The organism is Mesorhizobium oxytropidicola, from assembly GCF_056174625.1.
Genome location: NZ_CM149692.1, coordinates 3,788,133 through 3,809,436 on the forward strand (window position 1 = coordinate 3,788,133; position 21,304 = coordinate 3,809,436).

Annotated in this window: 15 protein-coding genes, 3 pseudogenes and 1 riboswitch; of the genes and pseudogenes, 16 read left to right on the forward strand and 2 right to left on the reverse strand. The window is 62.7% G+C overall.

Features of this window, described 5'->3' with window-relative positions; genetic code table 11:
- Positions 1–152 precede the first annotated feature (152 nt).
- Positions 153–2,640 (forward strand): annotated as a pseudogene (locus tag AC0V8S_RS18880) (mechanosensitive ion channel family protein).
- Here AC0V8S_RS18880 and AC0V8S_RS18885 read toward each other — a convergent pair.
- Both AC0V8S_RS18885 and AC0V8S_RS18890 read right to left on the reverse strand, forming a co-directional pair.
- Positions 2,637–3,521 carry an NAD(P)H-binding protein gene (locus tag AC0V8S_RS18885; RefSeq protein WP_475432770.1) on the reverse strand — a complete coding sequence of 295 codons (885 nt, stop codon included), beginning with the start codon at positions 3,519–3,521 and terminating at the stop codon, positions 2,637–2,639. The pseudogene AC0V8S_RS18880 and the gene AC0V8S_RS18885 sit on opposite strands and share 4 nt — an antisense overlap.
- A gap of 142 nt (positions 3,522–3,663) precedes the next feature.
- Positions 3,664–4,485 carry a helix-turn-helix transcriptional regulator gene (locus AC0V8S_RS18890; protein ID WP_475432771.1) on the reverse strand — a complete coding sequence of 274 codons (822 nt, stop codon included), beginning with the start codon at positions 4,483–4,485 and terminating at the stop codon, positions 3,664–3,666.
- A gap of 214 nt (positions 4,486–4,699) precedes the next feature.
- Between AC0V8S_RS18890 and AC0V8S_RS18895 the strand changes: the two genes are divergently transcribed.
- The 15 genes and pseudogenes from AC0V8S_RS18895 (at position 4,700) to AC0V8S_RS18965 (ending at position 21,248) form a co-directional block, all read left to right on the forward strand.
- Entirely contained in the window at positions 4,700–4,963 is a 264-nt protein-coding gene (locus AC0V8S_RS18895) for a hypothetical protein (protein ID WP_032930670.1), read from the forward strand.
- Positions 4,964–5,189: 226 nt separating this feature from the next.
- A pseudogene (locus tag AC0V8S_RS18900) lies at positions 5,190–6,622 on the forward strand (UbiA family prenyltransferase).
- A gap of 2 nt (positions 6,623–6,624) precedes the next feature.
- Positions 6,625–7,974: an FAD-binding oxidoreductase gene (locus AC0V8S_RS18905; RefSeq protein ID WP_475432772.1), complete on the forward strand. Its 1,350-nt coding sequence runs from the start codon at positions 6,625–6,627 to the stop codon at positions 7,972–7,974.
- A 124-nt stretch (positions 7,975–8,098) separates the two neighbouring features.
- Positions 8,099–8,533, forward strand: a complete 435-nt coding sequence (locus tag AC0V8S_RS18910; protein WP_475432773.1) for an EamA family transporter — start codon at positions 8,099–8,101, stop codon at positions 8,531–8,533.
- Positions 8,530–9,536: pseudogene (locus AC0V8S_RS18915) on the forward strand (NAD-dependent epimerase/dehydratase family protein). Before AC0V8S_RS18910 ends, AC0V8S_RS18915 begins: the two are co-directional and overlap by 4 nt.
- 102 nt (positions 9,537–9,638) lie before the next feature.
- Positions 9,639–11,069, forward strand: coding sequence for an aspartate aminotransferase family protein (locus AC0V8S_RS18920; protein WP_183464947.1), 1,431 nt, complete (start codon positions 9,639–9,641; stop codon positions 11,067–11,069).
- 23 nt (positions 11,070–11,092) lie between these two features.
- Entirely contained in the window at positions 11,093–12,325 is a 1,233-nt protein-coding gene (locus AC0V8S_RS18925; RefSeq protein WP_475432774.1) for a hypothetical protein, read from the forward strand.
- Entirely contained in the window at positions 12,322–13,080 is a 759-nt protein-coding gene (locus AC0V8S_RS18930; protein WP_475432775.1) for an FkbM family methyltransferase, read from the forward strand. The genes AC0V8S_RS18925 and AC0V8S_RS18930 overlap by 4 nt, the downstream gene beginning before the upstream one ends.
- Positions 13,081–13,176: 96 nt before the next feature.
- Positions 13,177–13,292: riboswitch (TPP riboswitch) on the forward strand.
- Between the two features lie 104 nt (positions 13,293–13,396).
- Positions 13,397–15,232, forward strand: a complete 1,836-nt coding sequence (gene thiC, locus AC0V8S_RS18935; RefSeq protein ID WP_183460452.1) for a phosphomethylpyrimidine synthase ThiC — start codon at positions 13,397–13,399, stop codon at positions 15,230–15,232.
- Positions 15,229–16,230: a glycine oxidase ThiO gene (gene thiO, locus AC0V8S_RS18940; RefSeq protein WP_475432776.1), complete on the forward strand. Its 1,002-nt coding sequence runs from the start codon at positions 15,229–15,231 to the stop codon at positions 16,228–16,230. The genes thiC and thiO overlap by 4 nt, the downstream gene beginning before the upstream one ends.
- Entirely contained in the window at positions 16,199–16,396 is a 198-nt protein-coding gene (thiS, locus tag AC0V8S_RS18945) for a sulfur carrier protein ThiS (RefSeq protein WP_183460448.1), read from the forward strand. Before thiO ends, thiS begins: the two co-directional genes overlap by 32 nt.
- A 1-nt stretch (position 16,397) precedes the next feature.
- Positions 16,398–17,171 (forward strand): thiazole synthase, encoded by a 774-nt coding sequence (locus tag AC0V8S_RS18950; protein WP_475432777.1) that lies wholly within the window; start codon positions 16,398–16,400, stop codon positions 17,169–17,171.
- Entirely contained in the window at positions 17,168–17,773 is a 606-nt protein-coding gene (locus tag AC0V8S_RS18955) for a thiamine phosphate synthase (RefSeq protein WP_475432778.1), read from the forward strand. Before AC0V8S_RS18950 ends, AC0V8S_RS18955 begins: the two co-directional genes overlap by 4 nt.
- Positions 17,764–18,543: a hydroxymethylpyrimidine/phosphomethylpyrimidine kinase gene (locus tag AC0V8S_RS18960; protein WP_475432779.1), complete on the forward strand. Its 780-nt coding sequence runs from the start codon at positions 17,764–17,766 to the stop codon at positions 18,541–18,543. Before AC0V8S_RS18955 ends, AC0V8S_RS18960 begins: the two co-directional genes overlap by 10 nt.
- 143 nt (positions 18,544–18,686) lie before the next feature.
- Positions 18,687–21,248, forward strand: coding sequence for a GcvT family protein (locus tag AC0V8S_RS18965; RefSeq protein WP_475432780.1), 2,562 nt, complete (start codon positions 18,687–18,689; stop codon positions 21,246–21,248).
- Positions 21,249–21,304: the final 56 nt, after the last annotated feature.

Here is a 21,304-nt window from a genome sequence, read left to right on the forward strand (position 1 = left end):
CTATAGAGCAGGCCGCATCCGCAAAGCCAATATTGCGCCATGGCCTTTCGACTGGCCGACGCCGCGATGCGACGGCTTGCCCATGATATGGCCGTCTTTATCAAGGACAGGCTTTTTGAATGTCTTTGCCGCCGGTGAGTCGCCCACAAATCATGCTTTTTCGATTGCTTCGCCTCATCCTGGTCCTCGCGCTGGTTATTTCGGCGCCGCCTTCGTTCGAGGCGATGGCGCAGGCGCTTGGCCAGGGCTCCGCCGGCTTGATCACCGATCAGCAGAAAGTCATCCAGGGCCTGACGGCCAAGACCGACGATCTCGAGAAGAAAATCCAGCAGGACGGTGAGGACGATGCCTCGCTCGTGGATATTCGTCTGCAGCTGGAGGATCTGTCGCGGGCGGCACTGACCAGTGCGCTGGCGTTCCGTTCGCGGCTTACCGACATCAACAACCGCATCGAGGTGCTCGGTCCACCGCCGGCGGCGGGTCAGCCGCAGGAGCCCGACATCGTAACCGGCGAGCGCCAGGCGCTGGCGTCGGAAAAGGCCGAGATCAACGCCGTCGTCGCCGCCGCGCAAAACCTGTCGATCCGTATCAGCGGATTGATCGACAAGATCGGCAACATGCGCAGCGCGCTGTTCCGCAACCTTTTGACCAAGCGCTACGTGCTGTCCGATGCGTTGAGCCCGCAGGTCTTCTCCGACGCCCATGAGGAATACGCCAACTTTTATAAAGCGGTGTCGTCCTGGCTGACCTTCGCCTTCAAGTTCAAGTTCCAGGCGATCCTGGCGGCAACCTTCGTGGCGCTCGGGCTGGCGCTGGTGCTGCTGGTCGGCGGCAGGCGCCTGTTCGGGCGCGTGTTCGAGGCCGACCCTTCCAACGAAGACCCATCCTATCTCAGTCGCTTGTCGGTGGCCTTCTGGTCCACCTTGCTGCCGACGCTGGCAGTCGGTTCGTTTCTCGGCTCGACCATCTTCTTTTCAATTATTACAATGTGTTACGCGGCGACATTGGTCTGTTCCTCAATGCACTGGCAACCGCCATCGGCGTGATATTCTGCGTCAACCGGCTGACCAATGCGGCGCTTGAGCCGCGGCTGCCGAACTGGCGCCTCATCCCGGTCGAAACCGGGCCGGCGCGCTGGCTGGTGCGCCTGTCCACCGCCATGGCGGTCGTCATCAGCGTCAACACCTTCCTGTCTGTCGTCAACGACAAGATGGGTTCGCCGCTGTCGCTGACCATCGCGCGCAGTTTCGTCGCCACCATTGTCGTCGGCATCATCCTGATCCTGATGGCGATGCTGCGGCCCTTCAAGGCACGTGACGGAAGCTGGCGGCCGTGGCCGGCATGGCTGCGCTATCTGGCGCTGGCGCTTGGCCTGTTCACCATCATCGCCGCCTTGCTCGGCTATATCGGCCTTGCCCTGTTCGTTTCGCTGCAGGTCGTGGTCACCGGCACGGCGCTGATCACCGCCTATATCGGCTTCCTGTCGGCGCAGGCGATCGGCGAGGAGGGGGCTTTCGCCAACACCACTGTCGGGCGCTGGCTGTCGACCAATTCCAGCTACGAGGACACGGCACTAGACCAGCTCGGCCTGGTCGTCAGTGTTGCCATCAACCTATTGATCGTGCTGGTTTTCCTGCCGCTGATCCTGTTGATGTGGGGGTTCCAGCCCGGCGACATCCAGGCCTGGGCCTACAAGCTGGCGACCGGGATCAATATCGGTTCGGTGACGATTTCGGTCACCGGTATCTTGTCCGGCATCGTCGTCTTCATCATCGGCTATTTCCTGACCCGCTGGTTCCAGGGTTGGCTCGACGGCTCCGTGATGGCGCGCGGCAAGGTCGATACCGGGGTGCGCAACTCGATCCGGCTCGCGGTCGGCTATGCCGGCGTGGCGCTGGCGGGGCTGGTCGGCATCTCGGCGGCGGGTATCGATCTCTCCAGCCTGGCACTGGTGGCCGGTGCGCTTTCCCTCGGTATCGGTTTCGGCCTGCAGAATGTGGTGTCGAATTTCGTCTCCGGCCTGATCCTTTTGGCCGAGCGGCCGTTCAAGGTCGGCGACTGGATCGTCGCCGGCGACGTCAGCGGCACGGTCAAGAAGATCAGCGTGCGCGCCACCGAGATCGAGACTTTCCAGCGGCAGTCGGTGATCCTGCCCAATTCGAACCTGATCAACAACGCCGTCGGCAACTGGACGCATCGCAACAAGCTCGGCCGCATCGACATCAAGGTCGGCGTCGCCTATGGCAGCGACGTCAAGCAGGTTCACGCCATCCTGCTGGAGATCGCACGCGGCCACCCGATGGTGCTGAAGAACCCCGAACCTTTCGTGCTGTTTTCCAATTTTGGACCTGCGGCGCTCGAATTCGAGATCCGTGTGTTCCTGGCCGATGTGATGAACGGCAACATCGTGCAGAACGATGTCCGCTTTGCCGTGCTGGAAAAATTCAGCGACCAGCACATCGAGATCCCCTCGACGCCGCGCGCTGTCGTCGAGGTCCACAAGCCCAAGGCCTGGCCGACCGACGACGACAAGATCGAGGCCGACTTTGCCGAACAGGAGCAGGCCAAGGCGGACGCCGCGGCCGAGGCGAAAAGCTCGCCAAATCGGGGCGAAAGGTGCGCAAGCCCGATCCCGATTAGGTTTGTTCGCGGTTCTCGATCAGCGCCGACAATGCCGCGCGCAGATCGGTCTTGCCGCGCCTGATCTCGCCGACGCCGTGTTCGGCATCTATGCGGCCGGCATTGTGGGCGTCGAACATCGCGGCGACCAGTTCGGCGTAACTCGTGCTGATGCCACCGCCAACGAGGGCCGGAACCCAGTCCTGCCTCGGCAATTCGCGGGCGACGATCTCGCGGTCGGCAACCTCGCCAAGCGTCCGCGCCACATCGGTTGCGCTGTAACGATCAGGCCCCTCGGCATGGACCAAGCGAAGCGCGTCGCCGCCGCCCGAAAGGAGGAGATCAGCCGCCATCAGGCCGACGTCGCCGGCCGATACGGTCGGGAAGGACTTTGATACGGGATGATGCAGGCTCGGCAGCACGCCGGTCTCAATCGCCCGGCCAACCAGGCGGTTCCAGTTTTGCATGTGCTCGGCGGAACGCAGCACCGTCAGCGCCGCCGGGATTGTCTTCAGCTGCGATTCCAGATGATGGAATGTGAGTGTGATGCCGGTGCCGGCGGCAAGCTGGGCGCCATAGTCCGAGATTGCCAGAATGCTTTGCGGCCGGCTCTGATCCAGTGCGGTGACGATGGACCGGATGGTGGATTCCATCTCCGCCGACGCGTCATCGGCGCGGAAGCCGGTGGGACAGATGACCTGAACAGCGGTGGCGCCCTTTGTCGCCCGCGCCAATGCCGGCGCATCGCGCAGATCGGCGATTTCTGTTTCGCAACCAAGCGAACGGAACTCTTCGGCATGCGACGGGTTTCGCACTATGGCCCTGACCGGAACGTTATGCTGACGCAGCGCACCGATGGTGGCCCGTCCAATCTTTCCGGCAGCGCCCAACACAACAAACATGTCCTGTACCCTTCAATCTGACCAATGGGATGTCAGGAATGCCGGATGGGCGGGCTTGGGTCGCCCAGATATAGACGGCGCAAGACAAAAACGGATGATTGGCTGCGAAAGCCAAAGGCCGGCGAAAATGCCGAACCGCTGGCTATCGCTGCATGCGGATCAGCGCGGCCGGTGTGACACCGAGGATGCGCTTCATGCTTTGCGCCATGTGACTCTGATGCGCGAAACCGGCCTCGAGCGCGATCTGGCTGAGCGGCATCTTCCCCTGATGCAGCAAGGTCCTGGCCCGCTCGACCCGGCGATGGATGACGTATTGGTGGGGCGGCATGCCGAACGTGCGGCGAAACAGCACCTTCAGATGCGAGACGCTGATGGCCGCCACCTGGGCCAATTCATCCAGCGAAAGATCCAGGTCGAGATTGGCTTCGATGAAATCGGCCAGCCTGCGCTTCTGACCGAAAGAAAGCGTTTGCTTGGCTGGGGCTTCCGGCTTTGACCCAGCACCCTGGATGATCTGCACCGCCAGCGCCCTGGCCAGGCTTTCGAAATACAGCCGATCCGATGGCACATCCGGTTTCAAACCGGTCGCCAGCGCATGGGCGATGTGTTCGATCCTGGGATCGCGGTGCTGGAACCGCGGATTGACGACGACCCTGTCCGGATCGATTTCGAGATCCTCGGCAGCACGTCGGACCAGTGCGGGACTGACCCACAGCCTCAGGATGGTGCAGTCCGCGTCATCCTCCCAGTCGCCATCGAGGCCGGCGGGCACGATATCGATGTCGCCGTCCGACTGGACCCGGCGGTGATGTTTTCCATCGCAATGGCACGACGCGTTGACCGGCGCTCCGACGTGGATTCCAAGCCGATGGTTGACGGATGCGGGCACATAGTGGGTCAGCCCCGCGGTAATCCTTCGCGACTCAACCCCAACGCCGATCGTTTCCAGCCAATTGTCGTGCATGGTCATTTCTTCGCGTTCGCCGCCTTCGACATCATATCGTGCCGGTTGGCGAAATTAACAGGTCGGACGTATGCCTTCGGACAGCCAAAGCCGATTGCGGCATGAATGCGGCATTCAGTTGCGGTTCAGCTTCCATCTCATATAAGCTCCCATGCAAAGGGCGAAAATGCCTTGCGAAATGCAACAGAGGCGGTGGGAACACCGATATTGCAAAATGTGGAAGTCGCTCGTCGCTGCCGTGGCCTTGCTCGCCGTGAGCGGTTCGGCCCATGCTGCCAGCGCGGTCAACAAGGACGCCGAGACCCGCACGCTGGTCGTGACGGAGGGCGGCAGCAAGACCGACCTTGCGCTGGCCGGCGGTGAAACCGTCGAGTTCTGCCAGAACGGCTGCTTCGTGACCTTGCCGAATGGCGACCTCGAGGCCCTGACCGGTTCGGAAACCGTCGAAATCTCGGGTGGTGTCGCCCGCATCAAGTAATCGTGGCGGCATGATTGGAAAGGCCGGGCATTTGCTCGGCCTTTTATCCTTTCCGGTAGCAGTTACTTAACAATGACGCCGGAAATACCGGTGCGGCAGCCGCCTGCAACCAGGCGTTTTAACGTTCGCTACGCCATCCCCCGCTATACCAGCGTCAAGACGCCGACAAGCGGCGCGCAACCAGATTCCGGTTTCCCGGATCATACGCTGGCAGGGCAGGACAGACATGGACGCGCGGTCGGACAGGAACGCAATACCGCTTGCGGTCGATCTCGACGGCACGCTGATCGCGACCGACCTTTTGTGGGAAGGCTTGTTTCTCCTTCTCAAGAAGAACCCTCTCTATATCTTCCTGGTGCCGTTCTGGGCGGCCGGCGGGCCGGCGCGGCTGAAGCAGGCGATCGCGCAGCGCATCGACATCGACCCCGCAACGCTGCCTTATCGTGTGCCAGTGCTCGATCGGTTGCGTACCGAGCATAGCGAAGGCCGCAAGATCGTGCTGGCGACCGGCACGCCGCGCAAATTCGCCGACGCCATAGCAGCCCATCTCGGCATTTTCGACCGCGTGCTGGCGACCGATGGCTTGGACAATCTCACCTCCGGTAAGAAGCGCGCCTCGCTGATATCCGCCTATGGCGATGGCGGTTTCGACTATGCCGGCAACAGCCGCCACGATCTCCAGGTCTTCGACGCCGCGCGCAATGCGATCGTCGTTGCGCCCGACCGCCATGCCGCGCGCTGGCAGGCGGCGCATGGCGCCGAAACCATGCCGGCGCCGAAGCCGACTTTGCGGACCATCGTCAAGATGCTGCGCGTGCATCAGTGGCTCAAGAACTCGCTGATCGCGGTGCCGATGGTGCTGTCGCACGAGTACTTCAACACCAACATGATCTGGCAATGTCTGCTGGCGTTCATCTCGTTCAGCGCGGTGGCGTCGGCGATCTATATCCTCAACGATTTCTTCGATCTCGCGCTCGATCGCAAACACGTCACCAAGCGCAACAGGCCGTTCGCCAGCGGCGCGCTGTCGATCCCGTTCGGCCTCGGTGCGATGGTCGTGCTGTTGGCGATCGGCATCGGCGCCGGCCTGTTTTTGCCAATCGAATTCCTCGGTGTGCTCGGCGGCTACATGGTCGTCACCACGGCCTATTCGCTGTCGTTCAAGCGCATGCTTCTGGTCGATGTGCTGACGCTGGCCGGCCTCTACTCGATCCGCGTCATCGCGGGTGCTGCCGCGACCGGCGTCGACGTTTCGTTCTGGCTGCTCGCCTTCTCGATCTTCTTTTCCTGTCGCTGGCGCTGGTGAAGCGCTTCGTCGAATTGCGCACCACCGCCATTCCGCCCGGCGAACGCATTGCCGGGCGCGGTTACCGCACCGAGGACCAGGAGATCGTCGCCCAGGCCGGCATGGCCTCCGCCTTCTCCTCGGCACTGGTGCTGGCCCTCTACATGGACAGCGTCGCGGTGCGCGAGCTCTATCCGCATCCCTGGCTGATCTGGCCGCTGCCACCGATCGTCCTTTACCTCACCATGCGCGTCTGGATCCTGGCGCGCCGCGACGAGATGCATGACGACCCGGTCGTCTTCATCATCCGCGACTGGCGCAGCCAGATCGTGGTGGCGATCGGCGCCGTGCTGCTGGTCATCGGGGGCTGGTAGACATGGCTGACCGTTTTCGGAGCTTCGGCCTTGCCACGCCGCCTGCGCCGCGTGCGATCCGCGCCGACGACGCCATTGCGCTGCTGAAGGGCGGCCAGGCGAAGGAAGGGTCGCTGCTCGCCTATGGCAATGGGCGTTCCTACGGCGATTCCTGCCAGAACCGGGCCGGTGCGGTCGTCGACATGCGGACGCTGAACCATATCCGCGCCTTCAACGCCGAGACCGGTGTGCTCGAAGCGGATGCCGGCGTGCTGTTGTCCGACATCGTCGCCCATACAGCACCCTACGGCTTCTTTCCGGCGGTGGTTCCGGGAACGCAATTCGTCACGCTTGGCGGCGCCATCGCCAATGACGTGCATGGCAAGAACCATCACCGGCGCGGCACGTTCGGCTGCCATGTCGAAAGCTTCACGCTGCTGCGGTCCGATGGGAAAACCTATCGTTGCTCGGCCACGGACAATCCGCGCCTGTTTGCGGCGACGATCGGCGGCATGGGGCTGACCGGCCTGATCCTGTCGGCTTCGATCCGGCTGATGCGGGTTCCTTCGCTCGACATCGTCGAGACGACGACGCCGTTTCGCGATCTCGGCGAATTCTTCGATCTGGCCGAGGCGGCGGATCAGGCCAATGAATATGCCGTCGCCTGGATCGACCAGCTTGCCGGCGGCCGCAACAGCGGGCGCGGGCTGCTGTTCACCGGCAACCACGCCGAACATGGCTCGCATGCGGCCTCGCGCGCCGGCGGCAACCTTGCGGTACCGTTCCAGCCGCCGTTCAATGTGCTCAATCGGCCGTTCCTGACCGCTTTCAATGCCGCCTATCGGTGGAACAAAGGCCGGTCGACGATACCGCGCCAGGCCGGCTATCAGGGCTTTTTCTTCCCGCTCGACGGCGTGCGCGATTGGAACCGGCTTTACGGCCCCAAAGGGCTGTTCCAGCACCAGAGCGTAGGACCGGAAGAGGCTGCGCGGACCGTTGTGCCGGAGCTGCTCGCGGCGGCCCGGCGGGCCGGGCAGGGCTCCTTCCTCACCGTGCTGAAACGCTTCGGTTCGATCCGTTCGCCGGCGCTGCTGTCATTCCCACGGCCGGGCTACACGCTGACGCTGGATTTCCCCAACAAGGGAGCTGCCACGCTCGCTTTGCTTGGCGAGCTCGACCGCATCACGGTCGCGGCCGGCGGAGCGGTCAATCCCTACAAGGATGCGCGCATGAGTGCTGCGACCTTTGCTACTTCCTTTGCGGACTGGCCGAGACTGGAAGCGCTGCGCGACCCCGCCTTCATGTCCGACTTCTGGGCGCGTACGGCTGGCAGCATCGACCTGCGGCGGCGCGGCGCTAAGGCGGCGGAATAGATAAAATTGGAATGAATCATGGTTAGTGAATGATTAATTGCAAGGTTTACTCAAAACATTCTTGTGAGTTCACGAAATCTTTTCGGGTTTGTATTACTGGAAATCACGGGGTGGGTGCGCGAGCATGAAATATATCGTCTTCATTCTCTTTACGGTCATGACCAATGCCGCTGCGCAGCTGATGCTGAAGCAAGGCATGATGTCGCTTGGGCCAATCTCGTTCGAGGGCGTCAATCCGCTCGTCAAGCTGCTGCGGATCGTCTTCAGCCCCTGGGTGTTCCTCGGCCTATGCACCTTCGTGATCTCCATGGCCTCGCACCTCTATGTGCTGTCCAAGGTCGAGCTTTCCTTTGCCTATCCCTTCCTCAGCCTTGCCTATGTCGCTGTCGCCATCTTCGCCTATTTCGTCTTCCGCGAAGACCTCAATGGCTGGCGCATCGCCGGCATCGCCTGCATCTGCGTCGGCACCGTGCTGATCGCGCAAAGTGGGCGAGGGCATGAAGACCAGACCGCTTCCATCACGCCCGACAAGATCCCAGCAAACGAGATCGTTCGATGAGACATGTGATTTTCGGCGGTGACGGTTTCGTCGGCCGTCACCTTGCCCGAAACTTGTGGCCGATGGCGAAGAGGTCGTCGTCGCCGACATCGCCAGGAGCGAACTTGCGCACTACCGCAACGTCCGCTTTATCCAATGCGATGTCACCGATCCGGGTTCGGTCGCCGCGGTCGGGCTCAAGGCTGACGACATGGTCTACAATCTGTCGGCCAAGATGCTGTCGCCGATCCAGGTGCGGGCCAAGCGGCACGACTTCTTCTTCCCGGTCAATTTCCACGGCACCGAGCACATCATGCAGGCCATGGACAAGGCTGGCGCACTAAGGCTCGTCCACTACACGACCGACATGATTTACGGCCACACGGTCACCCAGCCGATGACCGAGGAGCATCCGGTCGCGCCGCTTGGCGAATATGGCTGGTCGAAACAGAAGACTGAGGAACTGGCGGCCGAATGGCGCAAGCGCGGCATGTCGATCTCGCTGTTCCGGCCGCGTCTGATCATCGGCCCCGGCCGGCTCGGCATTCTCGAAAAACTCTTCAAGCTGATCGACTGGAATCTTCCGGTGCCGATGATTGGCTCCGGCAAAAACCCCTATCAGTTCATCTCGGTGTTCGACTGCGCGGAAGCTGCCCGCGCGGCCTGGAAGGCCGGCGTGCCCAACGAGGCCTATAATCTCGGCTCGCTCAACCCGCCGCCGGTGAAGAAGTTGCTCGGCGACCTGATCCGCCATGCCGGATCGAAATCGATCCTGATCCCGACACCGGGCTGGGCGGTCAAGCGCACGCTCGACCTGCTCGACCTGATGAACATGCCGATCATGGATCCGGAGCAATATCTGATCGCCGACGAGGAATGCGTGCTCGATGTGTCCAAGGCCGAGCGTCAGCTCGGCTGGGTGCCGCAATATCGCGACGAGGACATGCTGATCGCCGCCTACAGCGAATACCGCGCCAAGAAGGCCGGGCACGCCATCGCCACCAAGCATGTGCCCGCCGAATAGTGGGCTCGCCAAACAGTTTACGGCGCACGACGCTGGTCGTAGCGCGGACAGGAGATTGAAATGACCGTCATGGCCAAGCCGGAACAGACGAATGCACGCACCATGGTGAGCGCGCCGGCGCTGTCGCCCGCTACCATCGCCAAGCCCGATCTGATCAGCGTCGAGCAGGCCAAGGCGATGGACGTCGCCCGCATGACCGACCTGTTCAAGGCGCATCTCAACCCTGGCCAGCTGCATTTCATGAAGCTGCTCGGCTTCCACAAGATCAAGATCGAGCGCGCCGAGGGCATGTTCTACATCGACCAGAACGGTCGCAAGATCCTCGATTTCTTCGGTGGCTTCGGTTCGCTGGCCTTCGGCCACAACCATCCGCGTATCCTCGAAGCGCGCAAAAAATTCCAGGAGGAGAAGCGCCAGGAAATCGCCATCGCCTTCATGTCGCAATACGCGGCAGCGCTCGCACACAATATCGCCAAATGCTCGCCCGGCGATCTCGACATGGTGTTTTTGGGCTCGTCCGGCTCCGAAGCGATGGAAGCGGCGGTGAAGCTCGCCGAACGCGCGGCGGGGCCGAAGCGGCCGAAGGTGGTCTATGCCGAAAATTCCTTCCACGGCAAAACCAAGGGCGTGCTGGGCATCACCGACGGCCAGCTCTACCGTGCCGACTTCAAGATGGCCAACAATACGGTGCGCATTCCGTTCGGCGATATCGAGGCCGTCGAGCGCCTGTTCCGATCCGATCCGGAGGTCGGCGTCATCGTGCTCGAAACCATCCAGGGCGGCGGCGGCATTATCCAGGCACCAGCCGAATACTGGCAGAAGCTGCGTGCGCTCTGCGACCAGTATGGCGTGCTGTGGGTGGCCGACGAAGTGCAGTGCGGCTACGGCCGCTCGGGCCGCTTCTATGCCTTCGAACATTACGGCGTGGTTCCCGACGTGACTGCGCTGGCGAAGTCGCTTGGCGGCGGCAAGGCAGCGGTCGGCGCGATGATCGCCAGGCGAGATGTCTACATGAAGGCCTATGGCACGCCAAAGACGGCGATGATCCATGCCATGGCCACCTTTGGCGGCATGGGCGAGGCCTGCGTCACCTCGATCGAGGGCCTCAACGTGCTCTATGACGAGGGGCTGATCGACAACGCCGCCGTTACCGGCGATTATTTGCTCGCGCGCCTGCAGGCGCTTAAGGACAAATATCCGAAGATCATCAAGGATGTGCGCGGCAAAGGCTTTATGGTCGGCCTTGAGTTCCACGACTTCTCGCAGACCTTGCCGATGGTGCTGCGCCCGATCGTAAGCGTGCTCGACGACAAGCTGAAGGGCTCGCTGTCCGGCTTCGTCGGCGCACTGCTCTTGCGCGACTACGACGTGCTCGTCGCCTTCACCGAATACAACCGCAACGTCATCCGGCTCGAGCCGCCGCTGATCTGCCAGCGCGAGCATGTCGACCGCTTCGTCGATGCCTTCGACAGTCTTTTGTCGCGCGGCATCGTGTCGATCGTGAAGGATTTCGTCAAAAGCCAAGTCCGTTAAAAACGAAAGTCCGTTGAGCAACGATGCTGACCAAGTCACCCGCTCCGCAGAACATGCTCGACCGCCTTGTCCAGGCCGGTCTGGCGTGGGGCGAGGGGAGTTATGCGCGGCTGGCCGCACCGATCGGTGCGGCGGCCTTCGCGCTCTACATCCTTCTGACGGCATTCACGGCATGGGTGATGCCCGACGCCAATTGGGACATGCTGCCCTATCTCGCAATATCGGAGGAAGGCAGCTATCCCGATGTGCAGGCGCTGCATGATTACGCCTACAGCACCGTCAAATCAGGCGTGTCGGCGGGAGATTACAAAGCGCTGACCGACGATGGCGGCGGCTTCCGCAGCCACATGACGGAGAATGCCGCCGACTTCCATTCTCTGCTCGGCATGTACCGAATAAAATTCCTCTACGCCGAGATCCTGTCGACGCTGAGCGCGGTGATGTCGCCGGTCGAGGCGATGCGCCTGGTGCAGCTGTTTTCGGTGCTGTTGTTCGGCGCGATCGCGCTGCTCTGGTTGCGCTCTGAAAAGGCCTTGGCGCTGGCGCCGGTGGTCGGTGCGGTCCTGATCATGGCTGGTTTGGGCGATGCGGCGCGGGCCTCGACGCCGGACCTGCTGACGTCGGCGCTGCTGCTCGGCGGGCTCTACGCCTATGTCAGAGGCCGCGAGGTGGCGACGGCGATCTTGCTCTTCCTCGCTTTCATGGCGCGGCCGGACAATATTGTTTTCCTTGCCGTTTTCGCGGTGCTGCTGGTCGCTTTCCGGCAAAAGGCCTGGGGCGCGCTGGCCGGCTTTGCCGCGTCCTTCGTCGCCTATTTCGCCATTTCGCACTGGGCCCATCATCCCGGCTGGTGGCCGCATCTGTGGTTCTCCAGCATCGAGCAGCACTACAATATGGACGGCTTCGAGCCGGCGTTTTCGGTCACCGCCTATCTCAGGGCGTTTGCGGCCTCGCTGCTGCGTGCCGTCAATCTGAACAGCTGGGTCGGTGTTTCGGTGCTGGCACTGGCCGGCTGGTTCGCCGCCAGCCGCGCCGGCTTCCGCCTCGACCGCCGCGCCGGCATTTTGTTCGCGGCGCTGGTGCTGGGGGCACTGGCCAAGTTCACGGTCTTCCCGATCCACGACACGCGCATCTATTTTCCACACCTGATCCCGCCCTTCCTGCTGCTGGCGACGCCGTTCATGGCGCTGTGGGCAGCGGTGGCGCGCGGCCAGCATCGCGCCGCCTTGCACATCATTCCCGGAGACAAGCCATGAGTTCGCTATCCAATCTGGCGCGCATCGCCTTGTCGCTCGGCCTTCCCTCAGGCCTGCTCGATCGAGGGCCTTCGCTGCGCGGTACGAAATTCCTGGCCAAGGCGGCGCTGAAGGCACGCTTCGGTGGGGCAGGGCAGCCGTTCCAGATGGTCAATGTCGGCGCTTGCGACGGCGCGCTGTTCGACGACGTCACGCCATGGCTGCACAGGATATCCGGCGCCCGCGCCATGCTGGTCGAGCCGATCCCGTACAATCAGAAGCGGCTGCGCGCCAACTATCCCGACACGAACCGCTTCATCATCGAGCCGGTGGCCGTCACCAAGGCGAAAGGCACGATCACCGTCCACACCTTCGATGCCGCCGCGCTCGAGGCGGGCACGCTGCCGATCGAGTTCATCGGCTGCTCCTCGGTTACCGACACCAATCTGATGTCAGGCAAGAACGCCTGGGGCGAGGCCGACGCGAACTTCAACAAATTCGCGCCACACCTGAAAGACATCGAGGTGCCCTCGGAAACGCTGCAGACCTTGCTCGATCGCAACGGCATCAGCCACATCGATGCCTTCCTCGTCGATTGCGAAGGCGCCGACTGGATCGTCTTCGAACAACTCGACCTCAAACGCTATCGTCCGGGCATGATCAAGGTCGAGGTTGGTGCGTTGCCGGCCCCGGAGATCGGCCAGGTCGTGGTCAAACTGAAGACGGCGGGTTACCAGGTCGGCTTCCAGGCCGAGGATATCTGGGCCTTCGCCTGAGCTTCGCCGCCGACCTTCGTCCACAACAGCAATCAGTCCCGGTTGCCGCGCCGGCCAAATGCGCTTGACAAAATAGCGCCGGCCCATTCAACTTGGAGCATTCACCAGGGGAGTCCCGGCAAGGGGCTGAGATACTGCTGGCTTCGCGGCGCAGTGACCCGTTGAACCTGATCCAGTTCATACTGGCGTAGGGACGGTGCAAGCGCTTTGCGGGAGTTCACGCCCGAAGTCCTGTTTTTCAAGCAGGGCGACCGAAGCGTCTCATCCTTCCGGCACAGAACTGGGTCTCCAATGCAATGAGCAAAGGAGCCTCAAGATGAATGCCCTCACCCCAGCCGTCTCGACGGGACCGCTGCCTGCCTCACGGAAAATCCACAAGTCCGGCGTCCTCCATCCGCACATCAGGGTGCCGATGCGCGAAATCTCCGTCCATCCGACGGCAGGCGAACCGCCCGTCACCGTCTACGATCCGTCCGGCCCCTATACGGACCCGACTGTCGAAACCAGCATCGAAAATGGCCTCGCCCGGCTTCGCCACGAATGGATTACGGCACGCGGCGATGTCGAGGCCTATGACGGCCGCCATGTTCGGCCCGAAGACAATGGATTCGCCGTGGGCGAGCGCCTGACGCCGGAATTTCCGGTCCGCAACCGGCCGCTCAGGGCCAAGGCTGGCAAGGCAGTGACCCAGCTTGCCTACGCGCGCGCCGGCATCATCACGCCCGAAATGGAGTTCGTCGCCATCCGCGAGAACCTTGGACGCGAGATCATGCGCGGCAAGCTGCCGCGCGACGGTGAGAGCTTCGGCGCGGCTATTCCCGATTTCGTCACGCCGGAATTCGTGCGCGACGAGGTGGCGCGCGGGCGGGCGATCATTCCAGCCAACATCAATCATCCCGAGAGCGAACCGATGATCATCGGTCGCAGTTTCCTGGTGAAGATCAACGCCAATATCGGTAACTCGGCGGTCACCTCATCGATGGCCGAAGAGGTCGAAAAAATGGTCTGGGCGATCCGCTGGGGCGCCGATACGGTGATGGACCTGTCGACCGGCCGCAACATCCACAACATCCGCGACTGGATCGTTCGCAATGCGCCGGTGCCGATCGGCACGGTGCCACTCTATCAGGCGCTCGAGAAGGTCGGCGGCATTGCCGAGGACCTGACCTGGGAGGTGTACCGTGACACGCTGATCGAACAGGCCGAACAGGGGGTTGACTATTTCACCATCCACGCCGGCGTGCGGCTGCACTACATCCCGCTGACCGTTGACCGGGTCACGGGCATCGTGTCTCGCGGCGGTTCGATCATGGCCAAATGGTGCCTGCACCATCACCGGGAAAGCTTTCTCTATGAGCATTTCGCGGAGATATGTGACATCTGCCGCGCCTATGACGTGTCCTTCTCGCTAGGCGACGGCCTTCGTCCCGGCTCGATCGCCGATGCCAACGACGCGGCGCAATTCGCCGAGCTGGAAACGCTCGGCGAGTTGACGCAGATCGCCTGGGCAAAGGACTGCCAGGTGATGATCGAGGGCCCCGGCCACGTGCCGATGCACAAGATCAAGGAGAACATGGACAAGCAGCTCGCCGTCTGCGGCGAGGCGCCGTTCTATACGCTCGGACCGCTGACGACCGACATCGCGCCGGGCTACGACCACATCACCTCAGGCATCGGCGCGGCGATGATCGGCTGGTTCGGCACCGCCATGCTCTGCTACGTCACGCCGAAGGAGCATCTCGGCCTTCCCGATCGCAACGACGTCAAGATCGGCGTGATCACCTACAAGATCGCCGCCCACGCCGCCGATCTGGCGAAGGGCCATCCGGCAGCAAAAGTCAGGGATGATGCCCTTTCCCGCGCGCGCTTCGAGTTCCGCTGGGAGGACCAGTTCAACCTCTCGCTCGATCCCGAAACCGCGCGGTCTTTCCACGACCAGACCTTGCCCAAGGAGGCGCATAAGGTGGCACATTTCTGCTCGATGTGCGGACCGAAATTCTGCTCCATGCGTATCTCCCACGACATCCGCGCCGAGGCACAGAAAGAGGGCATGGCGGCGATGGCGGCGAAATACCGCGAGGGTGGCGATCTCTACATGCCGGCTGACAAGACCGGCGTACCGCTCATGCCAGAGGTGCCGGAGCCGTCATGAGGGTGCTCGTCAAAGGGGCTGGCGTCGCCGGCCTCACCGCGGCCTTCGAACTCGCGATCCGAGGCGCGGCGGTGACCGTCGTCGAGACCCGGCATTGCCTCGGTGGCAATGCATCGTGGTTTGCCGGCGGCATGCTGGCGCCATGGTGTGAGCGAGAAAGCGCCGAGCAGCCGGTGCTGGATATCGGACGCGACACCGCTGACTGGTGGGATGCGGTGCTGCCGGGTCAGGTGACACGGGCCGGAACGCTGGTCGTGGCCGCCCCGCGTGATGCTGGCGAGCTCGACCGGTTCGCCAGTCGCACGTCGGGGCATCGGCGTGTCGATGAAGACGAAATTGCGCTCCTGGAGCCCGACCTCGCCGGCCGCTTCCGGCGCGGATTGCTGTTTCCCGATGAGGCTCATCTCGACCCGCGCCAGGCGATGGCAGCACTTCATGACAAGCTCGTGGCCATGGGCGTCGAATTCCGCTTCGGGGCCGACGCCCAGCCTGTTTCCGGTTTCGAATGGCAGATCGACTGCACGGGAATGGCAGCAGCCGATGACAGGCTGCGCGGCGTTCGCGGCGAAATGCTGATCCTGCGCACGCCTGACATCTCGCTGTCGCGCCCGGTCCGGCTGCTGCATCCGCGCCTTCCGCTTTATGCGGTGCCGCGCACTGACCAGCGTTTCATGATCGGCGCAACGATGATTGAAAGCCAGTCCGCCGGACCGGTCACGGCGCGTTCCATGATGGAGCTGTTGGGTGCTGCCTATGCCCTCCACCAGGCCTTTGGCGAAGCCGAGGTCGTTGAAACCGGTGTCGGCGTTCGTCCGGCCTTTCCCGATAATCTGCCGCGCGTCGAAACGAGCGGAGACATCGTTGCAATCAATGGGCTTTACCGCCATGGCTTTCTTCTCGCCCCCGCCATGGCGCGCCAGGCTGCCGACCTGGTTTTCAGCCAAGACAGAACCAGGGAGCTTGCTCATGAAACTGACCGTCAACGGCGAAGCGCATGAGGTTGCCGCCACCACGCTGGCGGAGCTGCTTGCCGTGCTCGACTATGAGGGCGATTGGCTCGCCACCGCCGTCAACAGCGACCTCGTGCACAAAGCCAAGCGGGCGGAGTTCCAGTTGAGCGACGGCGACCGGATCGAAATCCTCTCGCCGATGCAGGGAGGCTAGCATGTTCGATCTTCTTGGAACCACGCTTCCTTCCCGCCTGCTTCTCGGCACGGCGCAATACCCTTCGCCGGCCATCCTTGCCGATGCGGTCAAGGCGTCGGGCACGTCGGTGGTAACCGTCTCGTTGCGCCGTGAAATGGCAGGCGGCAGGGCTGGCGAACAATTCTGGTCGTTGATCCGCTCGCTGGGTGTAAAAATCCTGCCCAATACCGCCGGCTGCCACTCCGTCAAGGAAGCTGTCACGACCGCGAAAATGGCGCGCGAAGTCTTCGGTACTGGCTGGATCAAGCTCGAAGTGATCGGCAATCATGACACGCTGCAGCCGGACGTGTTCGGCCTAGTCGAAGCTGCCCGTATCCTGTGTGAGGACGGTTTTACGGTATTTCCCTATACCACCGACGATCTTGTCGTCGCCGAGCGGCTGCTGGAGGCGGGCTGCAAGGTCTTGATGCCATGGTGCGCGCCGATCGGCTCCGCCCTCGGACCTGTCAACATCATGGCGCTGCGTTCGATGCGCGGACATTTTCCTGGGGTCCCGCTGATTGTGGATGCAGGGCTCGGACGTCCGTCGCACGCGGTGACTGTCATGGAACTCGGCTTTGACGCTGTGCTCCTGAACACAGCGGTCGCCAAGGCGGCCGATCCGGTCGGCATGGCGCGCGCATTCGGCAAGGCGGTCGATGCCGGCCGTGAGGCCTTTTGCTCGGGCATGATCGAGCCGCGCGACGTCGCCGTGCCATCGACGCCGACGATCGGCAGGCCAGTTTTCTCATGAAGCTCGATCCCTTCTACCTGATCGTCGACAGCGCCGCCTGGATCGAACGGCTGGTGCCGCTCGGCGTCAAGCTGGTGCAGCTTCGCATCAAGACCATGGATGATGCCGGGTTGCGCGCCGAAATCAGCAAGGCGAAGGCCTTGTGCGCCGAGCAGCAATGCCAACTCATTGTCAACGACCACTGGCGGCTGGCGATCGAGGAAGGTTGCGACTTCGTGCATCTTGGCCAGGAGGATTTGCAGACCGCCGACCGCGCGCGGATTCGGGCAGCCGGTCTAAGGCTTGGACTGAGCACACATGATGATGTCGAACTGGAAACGGCGATGGCCGCCGAGCCTGACTATATCGCGTTGGGGCCCGTCTATCCCACGATCCTGAAGAAGATGAAATGGGCGCCGCAAGGGATAGAACGGATCCGCGAGTGGAAGCGCCGGGTCGCACCGATACCCCTGGTCGCCATAGGCGGCCTCAACCCTGACCGGCTCGACGGTGTCTTCGCCTCAGGCGGCGACAGCGCGGCGGTGGTCACCGACATCACATTGAATGCCGATCCCGAAGCGCGCACGCGGGAATGGATCGAAAAGACGGACCGATGGCGCTGAAGCGAGACCCTTATGTGCTTGTCGTCGGTGGATCGGACTCCAGCGGTGGGGCTGGAATTGCACGCGATATCGAGACGATCTCTTCCATTGGCGTGCGCACCTGCCTTGCTGTCACTGCACTAACGGTGCAGACGCACGAAGCCGTCACGGCAATCCATCATGTGCAACCCAGTCTGGTCGCAGATCAGATGCGAGCGGCGTTGCAGGCCAACCATGTGGCGGCCATCAAGATCGGCATGCTCGCAACCGCCGAGATCATCGCTGCCGTTGCCGCCGTGCTGCGCGAAAATCCGCAGGTGCCGGCAGTGCTCGATCCCGTGCTGGCCTCGACGTCAGGCCGGGCGCTCCTGGAAGCAGGTGCCATCGCCGCCATGAAAAGTGATCTGATGCCGCTTTGCCGTCTCGTCACACCCAATCTCGTCGAACTGGCGCTCCTTGTTGGCTCGGAACTGGCGGTGGACGAGGACGGCGCAGTGTTGCAAGGCCAGGAATTGATGGCCGCCGCAGCGCAGGCCCTGGTGATCAAGGGCGGCCACGCATCGGGGCCTCGATCAACTGACATTCTGTTGCGCTCCGATCAAGAGCCAATCCGCTTCGACACACCGCGCCTTGCCGCATCGATGCGCGGGACGGGCTGCATGCTGGCCAGCGCGATTGCGGCGCATCTGGCGAAGGCGAACCCGCTTGAAGACAGCGTGCGCGAAGGCAAGCGGCTTGTCTTCGAGAAGCTCCTGGGGAGTTTCGAATGCGAATCCAACTCTGTCGCGTAAAGGAATCCCCACCAGTGCTGCCAGGGGAAGCGTGTTCGGCCCTCAGGGTCGCTCGGCTTTTTGCCAATGTCGCAAACAGGCTTCATCAGGCCTACCGCTCCGCCCTATAGTCCGCCCGCTTTATCACTTTGGAGTCGCGGGCAATGGCAGAGTTTCCGAAAAAGGCGAAGGTCGTCATCATTGGCCTCGGCGGTATTGTCGGCGCATCGATCGCCCACCACCTGATCGAGCGGGGATGGGACGATATTGTCGGCATCGACAAGTCGGGCATCCCGACCGATATCGGCTCGACCGCACATGCCTCTGACTTCTGCTACACGACCAGCCACGATTTCCTGTCCTGCTGGACGACGCTCTATTCCATCGATTTCTACGAGAAGATGGGCCATTACGCGCGCATCGGCGGTCTCGAGGTCGCGCGCGTCGGCGATGACAGCCGCATGGACGAGATCAAGCGCAAGATCGCCTCGGCGAAAGCTTTTGGCACACGCGCGCGCCTGATCGAACCGGCCGAGATCAAGGAGAAATTCCCACTGATCGAACAGGACATGGTTCAGGGCGGCCTGTGGGACCCGGATGCCGGCCTCGTCATCCCGCGCTCACAGACCGTCGCCGGCAAGCTGGTCGACCAGGCGGAAGCGTCGGGCAAGCTGAAATCCTTCGCCAACACACCGGCCAAGTCGCTCGTGGTCAAGGACGGCCGCATCAGCGCCGTGGTGACCGACCGCGGCACCATCGAGGCCGACTATGTCATCGTCTGCGCCGGCATCTGGGGCCGGCTGATCGCGGAAATGGTCGGCGAGGATTTGCCGGTGATGCCGATCGACCATCCGCTGACTTTCTTCGGACCCTACAACGAGTTCGCCGGCACCGGCAAGGAGATCGGCTGGCCGCTGCTGCGCGACCAGGGCAACTCGGCCTATATGCGCGACACCGGTGATCCCAAGACCGCCGAAGGCGGCCAGATCGAGTGGGGCTACTACGAAGAAAACAACCCGCGCCTTTGCCATCCGCGCGACCTGCTCGAAAAGCATGAGGCGCGGCTGTCGCCGTCGCAGCGCGACCTCGACATGGAGCAGATCCTGGCGCCGCTCGAGCGCGCCATGGAACTGACACCGATCCTGGGCGAACTCGGCTATAACGAAAGCCATTCCTTCAACGGCCTGCTGCAGGTGACCGCCGACGGCGGCCCGTCGATGGGCGAAAGCCAGAAGGTGAGGGGTCTCTGGTATGCCGTCGCCATCTGGGTCAAGGACGGCCCGGGCATGGGCAAGCTGATCGCCGACTGGATGACCGACGGCCGCACCGGGATCGACCACCACGCCATCGACTATGCGCGCTTCTATCCGCACCAGACGAAGGAACAGTTCATCTGGGATCGCTGCACCGAAACGGCGATGAAGGTCTATAATCCGGCGGTGCATCCGCGCGAGCCGTTCTCCAAGGGCCGCAACATCAGGCGCTCGCCGTTCTGGGAGCGCGAGAAGGAGCTCGGCGGCTATTTCATGGAACTGGGCGGCTGGGAGCGCGCCCACGGCTATGCCGCCAACGAGCACCTTCTGGAGAAGTATGGCAACCGGGTACCCGTACGTGAGAACGAGTGGGACAACCGCCATTTCTGGCGCGTCTCCAATGCCGAGCACCTGGCGATGAGCGAGGATTGCGGCATCGTCAACCTCTCGCACTTCTCGATGTATGACGTCGAAGGGCCAGACCATGTCGCGCTGCTGGAATGGCTGTGCGCAGCCAAGATCGGCGGCGACAACAACATCGGCAAGGGCATCTACACCCACTTCCTCGACGAGGAAGGCATGGTGCGCGCCGATTTCACCGTCATCCGCATGGCCGATCGCTGCCGGGTGATCGACGGCGCCGACGCCGGCCCGCGTGACTTCCGCTACATGCAGCGCACCGCGCAGGACAAAGGCTTTGACGCCACTATCACCGATGTGACCGAGAAATACGTCACCATCGGCATCTGGGGCCCGAATGCCCGCACCACCTTGCAGAAAGTGGTCGAGAATCCCGAGGGCCTTTCGATAGAAAACTTCCCGTTCGCGGCGATCAAGCCGGTCAGGATCGGCGGCAAGGATGTCACCGCGTTCCGCATCTCCTATGTCGGCGAGCAGGGCTGGGAACTGCATATGCGCTACGAGGACGGCCTGGCCGTCTGGGACGCGCTGCGCTCGACCGGCGTCATGCCGTTCGGTGTCGAGACCTATGCCAATACGCGGCGCATGGAAAAGAGCCTGCGGCTGCAGAACGCCGACCTCTTGACCGAGTACAATCTGCTGGAAGCCGATCTCGCCCGTCCGAAGGTCAAGGAGAACGATTTCTGCGGCAAAGCCAAGCATGTGGAATACCGCGCCCGCGAGCATCAGCCTGCGACCTTGTGCACGCTGGTGATGACCGAAAACACCGATTCCAAGGGTGTGGCGCGTTATCCCGTGGGCACCATGCCGGTGCTGGATCCCGCCACCGGTGAGACGCTGGTCGACGAACTCGGCCGCCGCTCCTTCACCACATCGGTCGCCTATGGCCCGACCATCGGCAAGAACATCGCGCTTGCCTATCTGCCGCGGGCGTATGCGCAGGAAGGCCGCAAGCTCAATGTCGAGTATTTCGGTGAGACCTATCCGGTCGAAGTCGCAGGCGTCGGCTACAAGCCGCTCTACGACCCGGAGAACCTCAAGCCGCGCAGCTGAGGTTTCGGCCGGAGCAACGGACTGATCGCAAAAGCCTGGCTTCGAGCCGGGCTTTT

Coding starts and splice junctions, on each gene's coding strand:
- AC0V8S_RS18885 (WP_475432770.1), bottom strand. CDS start 3,521: ATGTTTGTTGTGTTGGGCGCTGCCGGAAAGATTGGACGGGCCACCATC.
- AC0V8S_RS18890 (WP_475432771.1), bottom strand. CDS start 4,485: ATGCACGACAATTGGCTGGAAACGATCGGCGTTGGGGTTGAGTCGCGA.
- AC0V8S_RS18895 (WP_032930670.1), top strand. CDS start 4,700: ATGTGGAAGTCGCTCGTCGCTGCCGTGGCCTTGCTCGCCGTGAGCGGT.
- AC0V8S_RS18905 (WP_475432772.1), top strand. CDS start 6,625: ATGGCTGACCGTTTTCGGAGCTTCGGCCTTGCCACGCCGCCTGCGCCG.
- AC0V8S_RS18910 (WP_475432773.1), top strand. CDS start 8,099: ATGAAATATATCGTCTTCATTCTCTTTACGGTCATGACCAATGCCGCT.
- AC0V8S_RS18920 (WP_183464947.1), top strand. CDS start 9,639: ATGGTGAGCGCGCCGGCGCTGTCGCCCGCTACCATCGCCAAGCCCGAT.
- AC0V8S_RS18925 (WP_475432774.1), top strand. CDS start 11,093: ATGCTGACCAAGTCACCCGCTCCGCAGAACATGCTCGACCGCCTTGTC.
- AC0V8S_RS18930 (WP_475432775.1), top strand. CDS start 12,322: ATGAGTTCGCTATCCAATCTGGCGCGCATCGCCTTGTCGCTCGGCCTT.
- thiC (WP_183460452.1), top strand. CDS start 13,397: ATGAATGCCCTCACCCCAGCCGTCTCGACGGGACCGCTGCCTGCCTCA.
- thiO (WP_475432776.1), top strand. CDS start 15,229: ATGAGGGTGCTCGTCAAAGGGGCTGGCGTCGCCGGCCTCACCGCGGCC.
- thiS (WP_183460448.1), top strand. CDS start 16,199: ATGAAACTGACCGTCAACGGCGAAGCGCATGAGGTTGCCGCCACCACG.
- AC0V8S_RS18950 (WP_475432777.1), top strand. CDS start 16,398: ATGTTCGATCTTCTTGGAACCACGCTTCCTTCCCGCCTGCTTCTCGGC.
- AC0V8S_RS18955 (WP_475432778.1), top strand. CDS start 17,168: ATGAAGCTCGATCCCTTCTACCTGATCGTCGACAGCGCCGCCTGGATC.
- AC0V8S_RS18960 (WP_475432779.1), top strand. CDS start 17,764: ATGGCGCTGAAGCGAGACCCTTATGTGCTTGTCGTCGGTGGATCGGAC.
- AC0V8S_RS18965 (WP_475432780.1), top strand. CDS start 18,687: ATGGCAGAGTTTCCGAAAAAGGCGAAGGTCGTCATCATTGGCCTCGGC.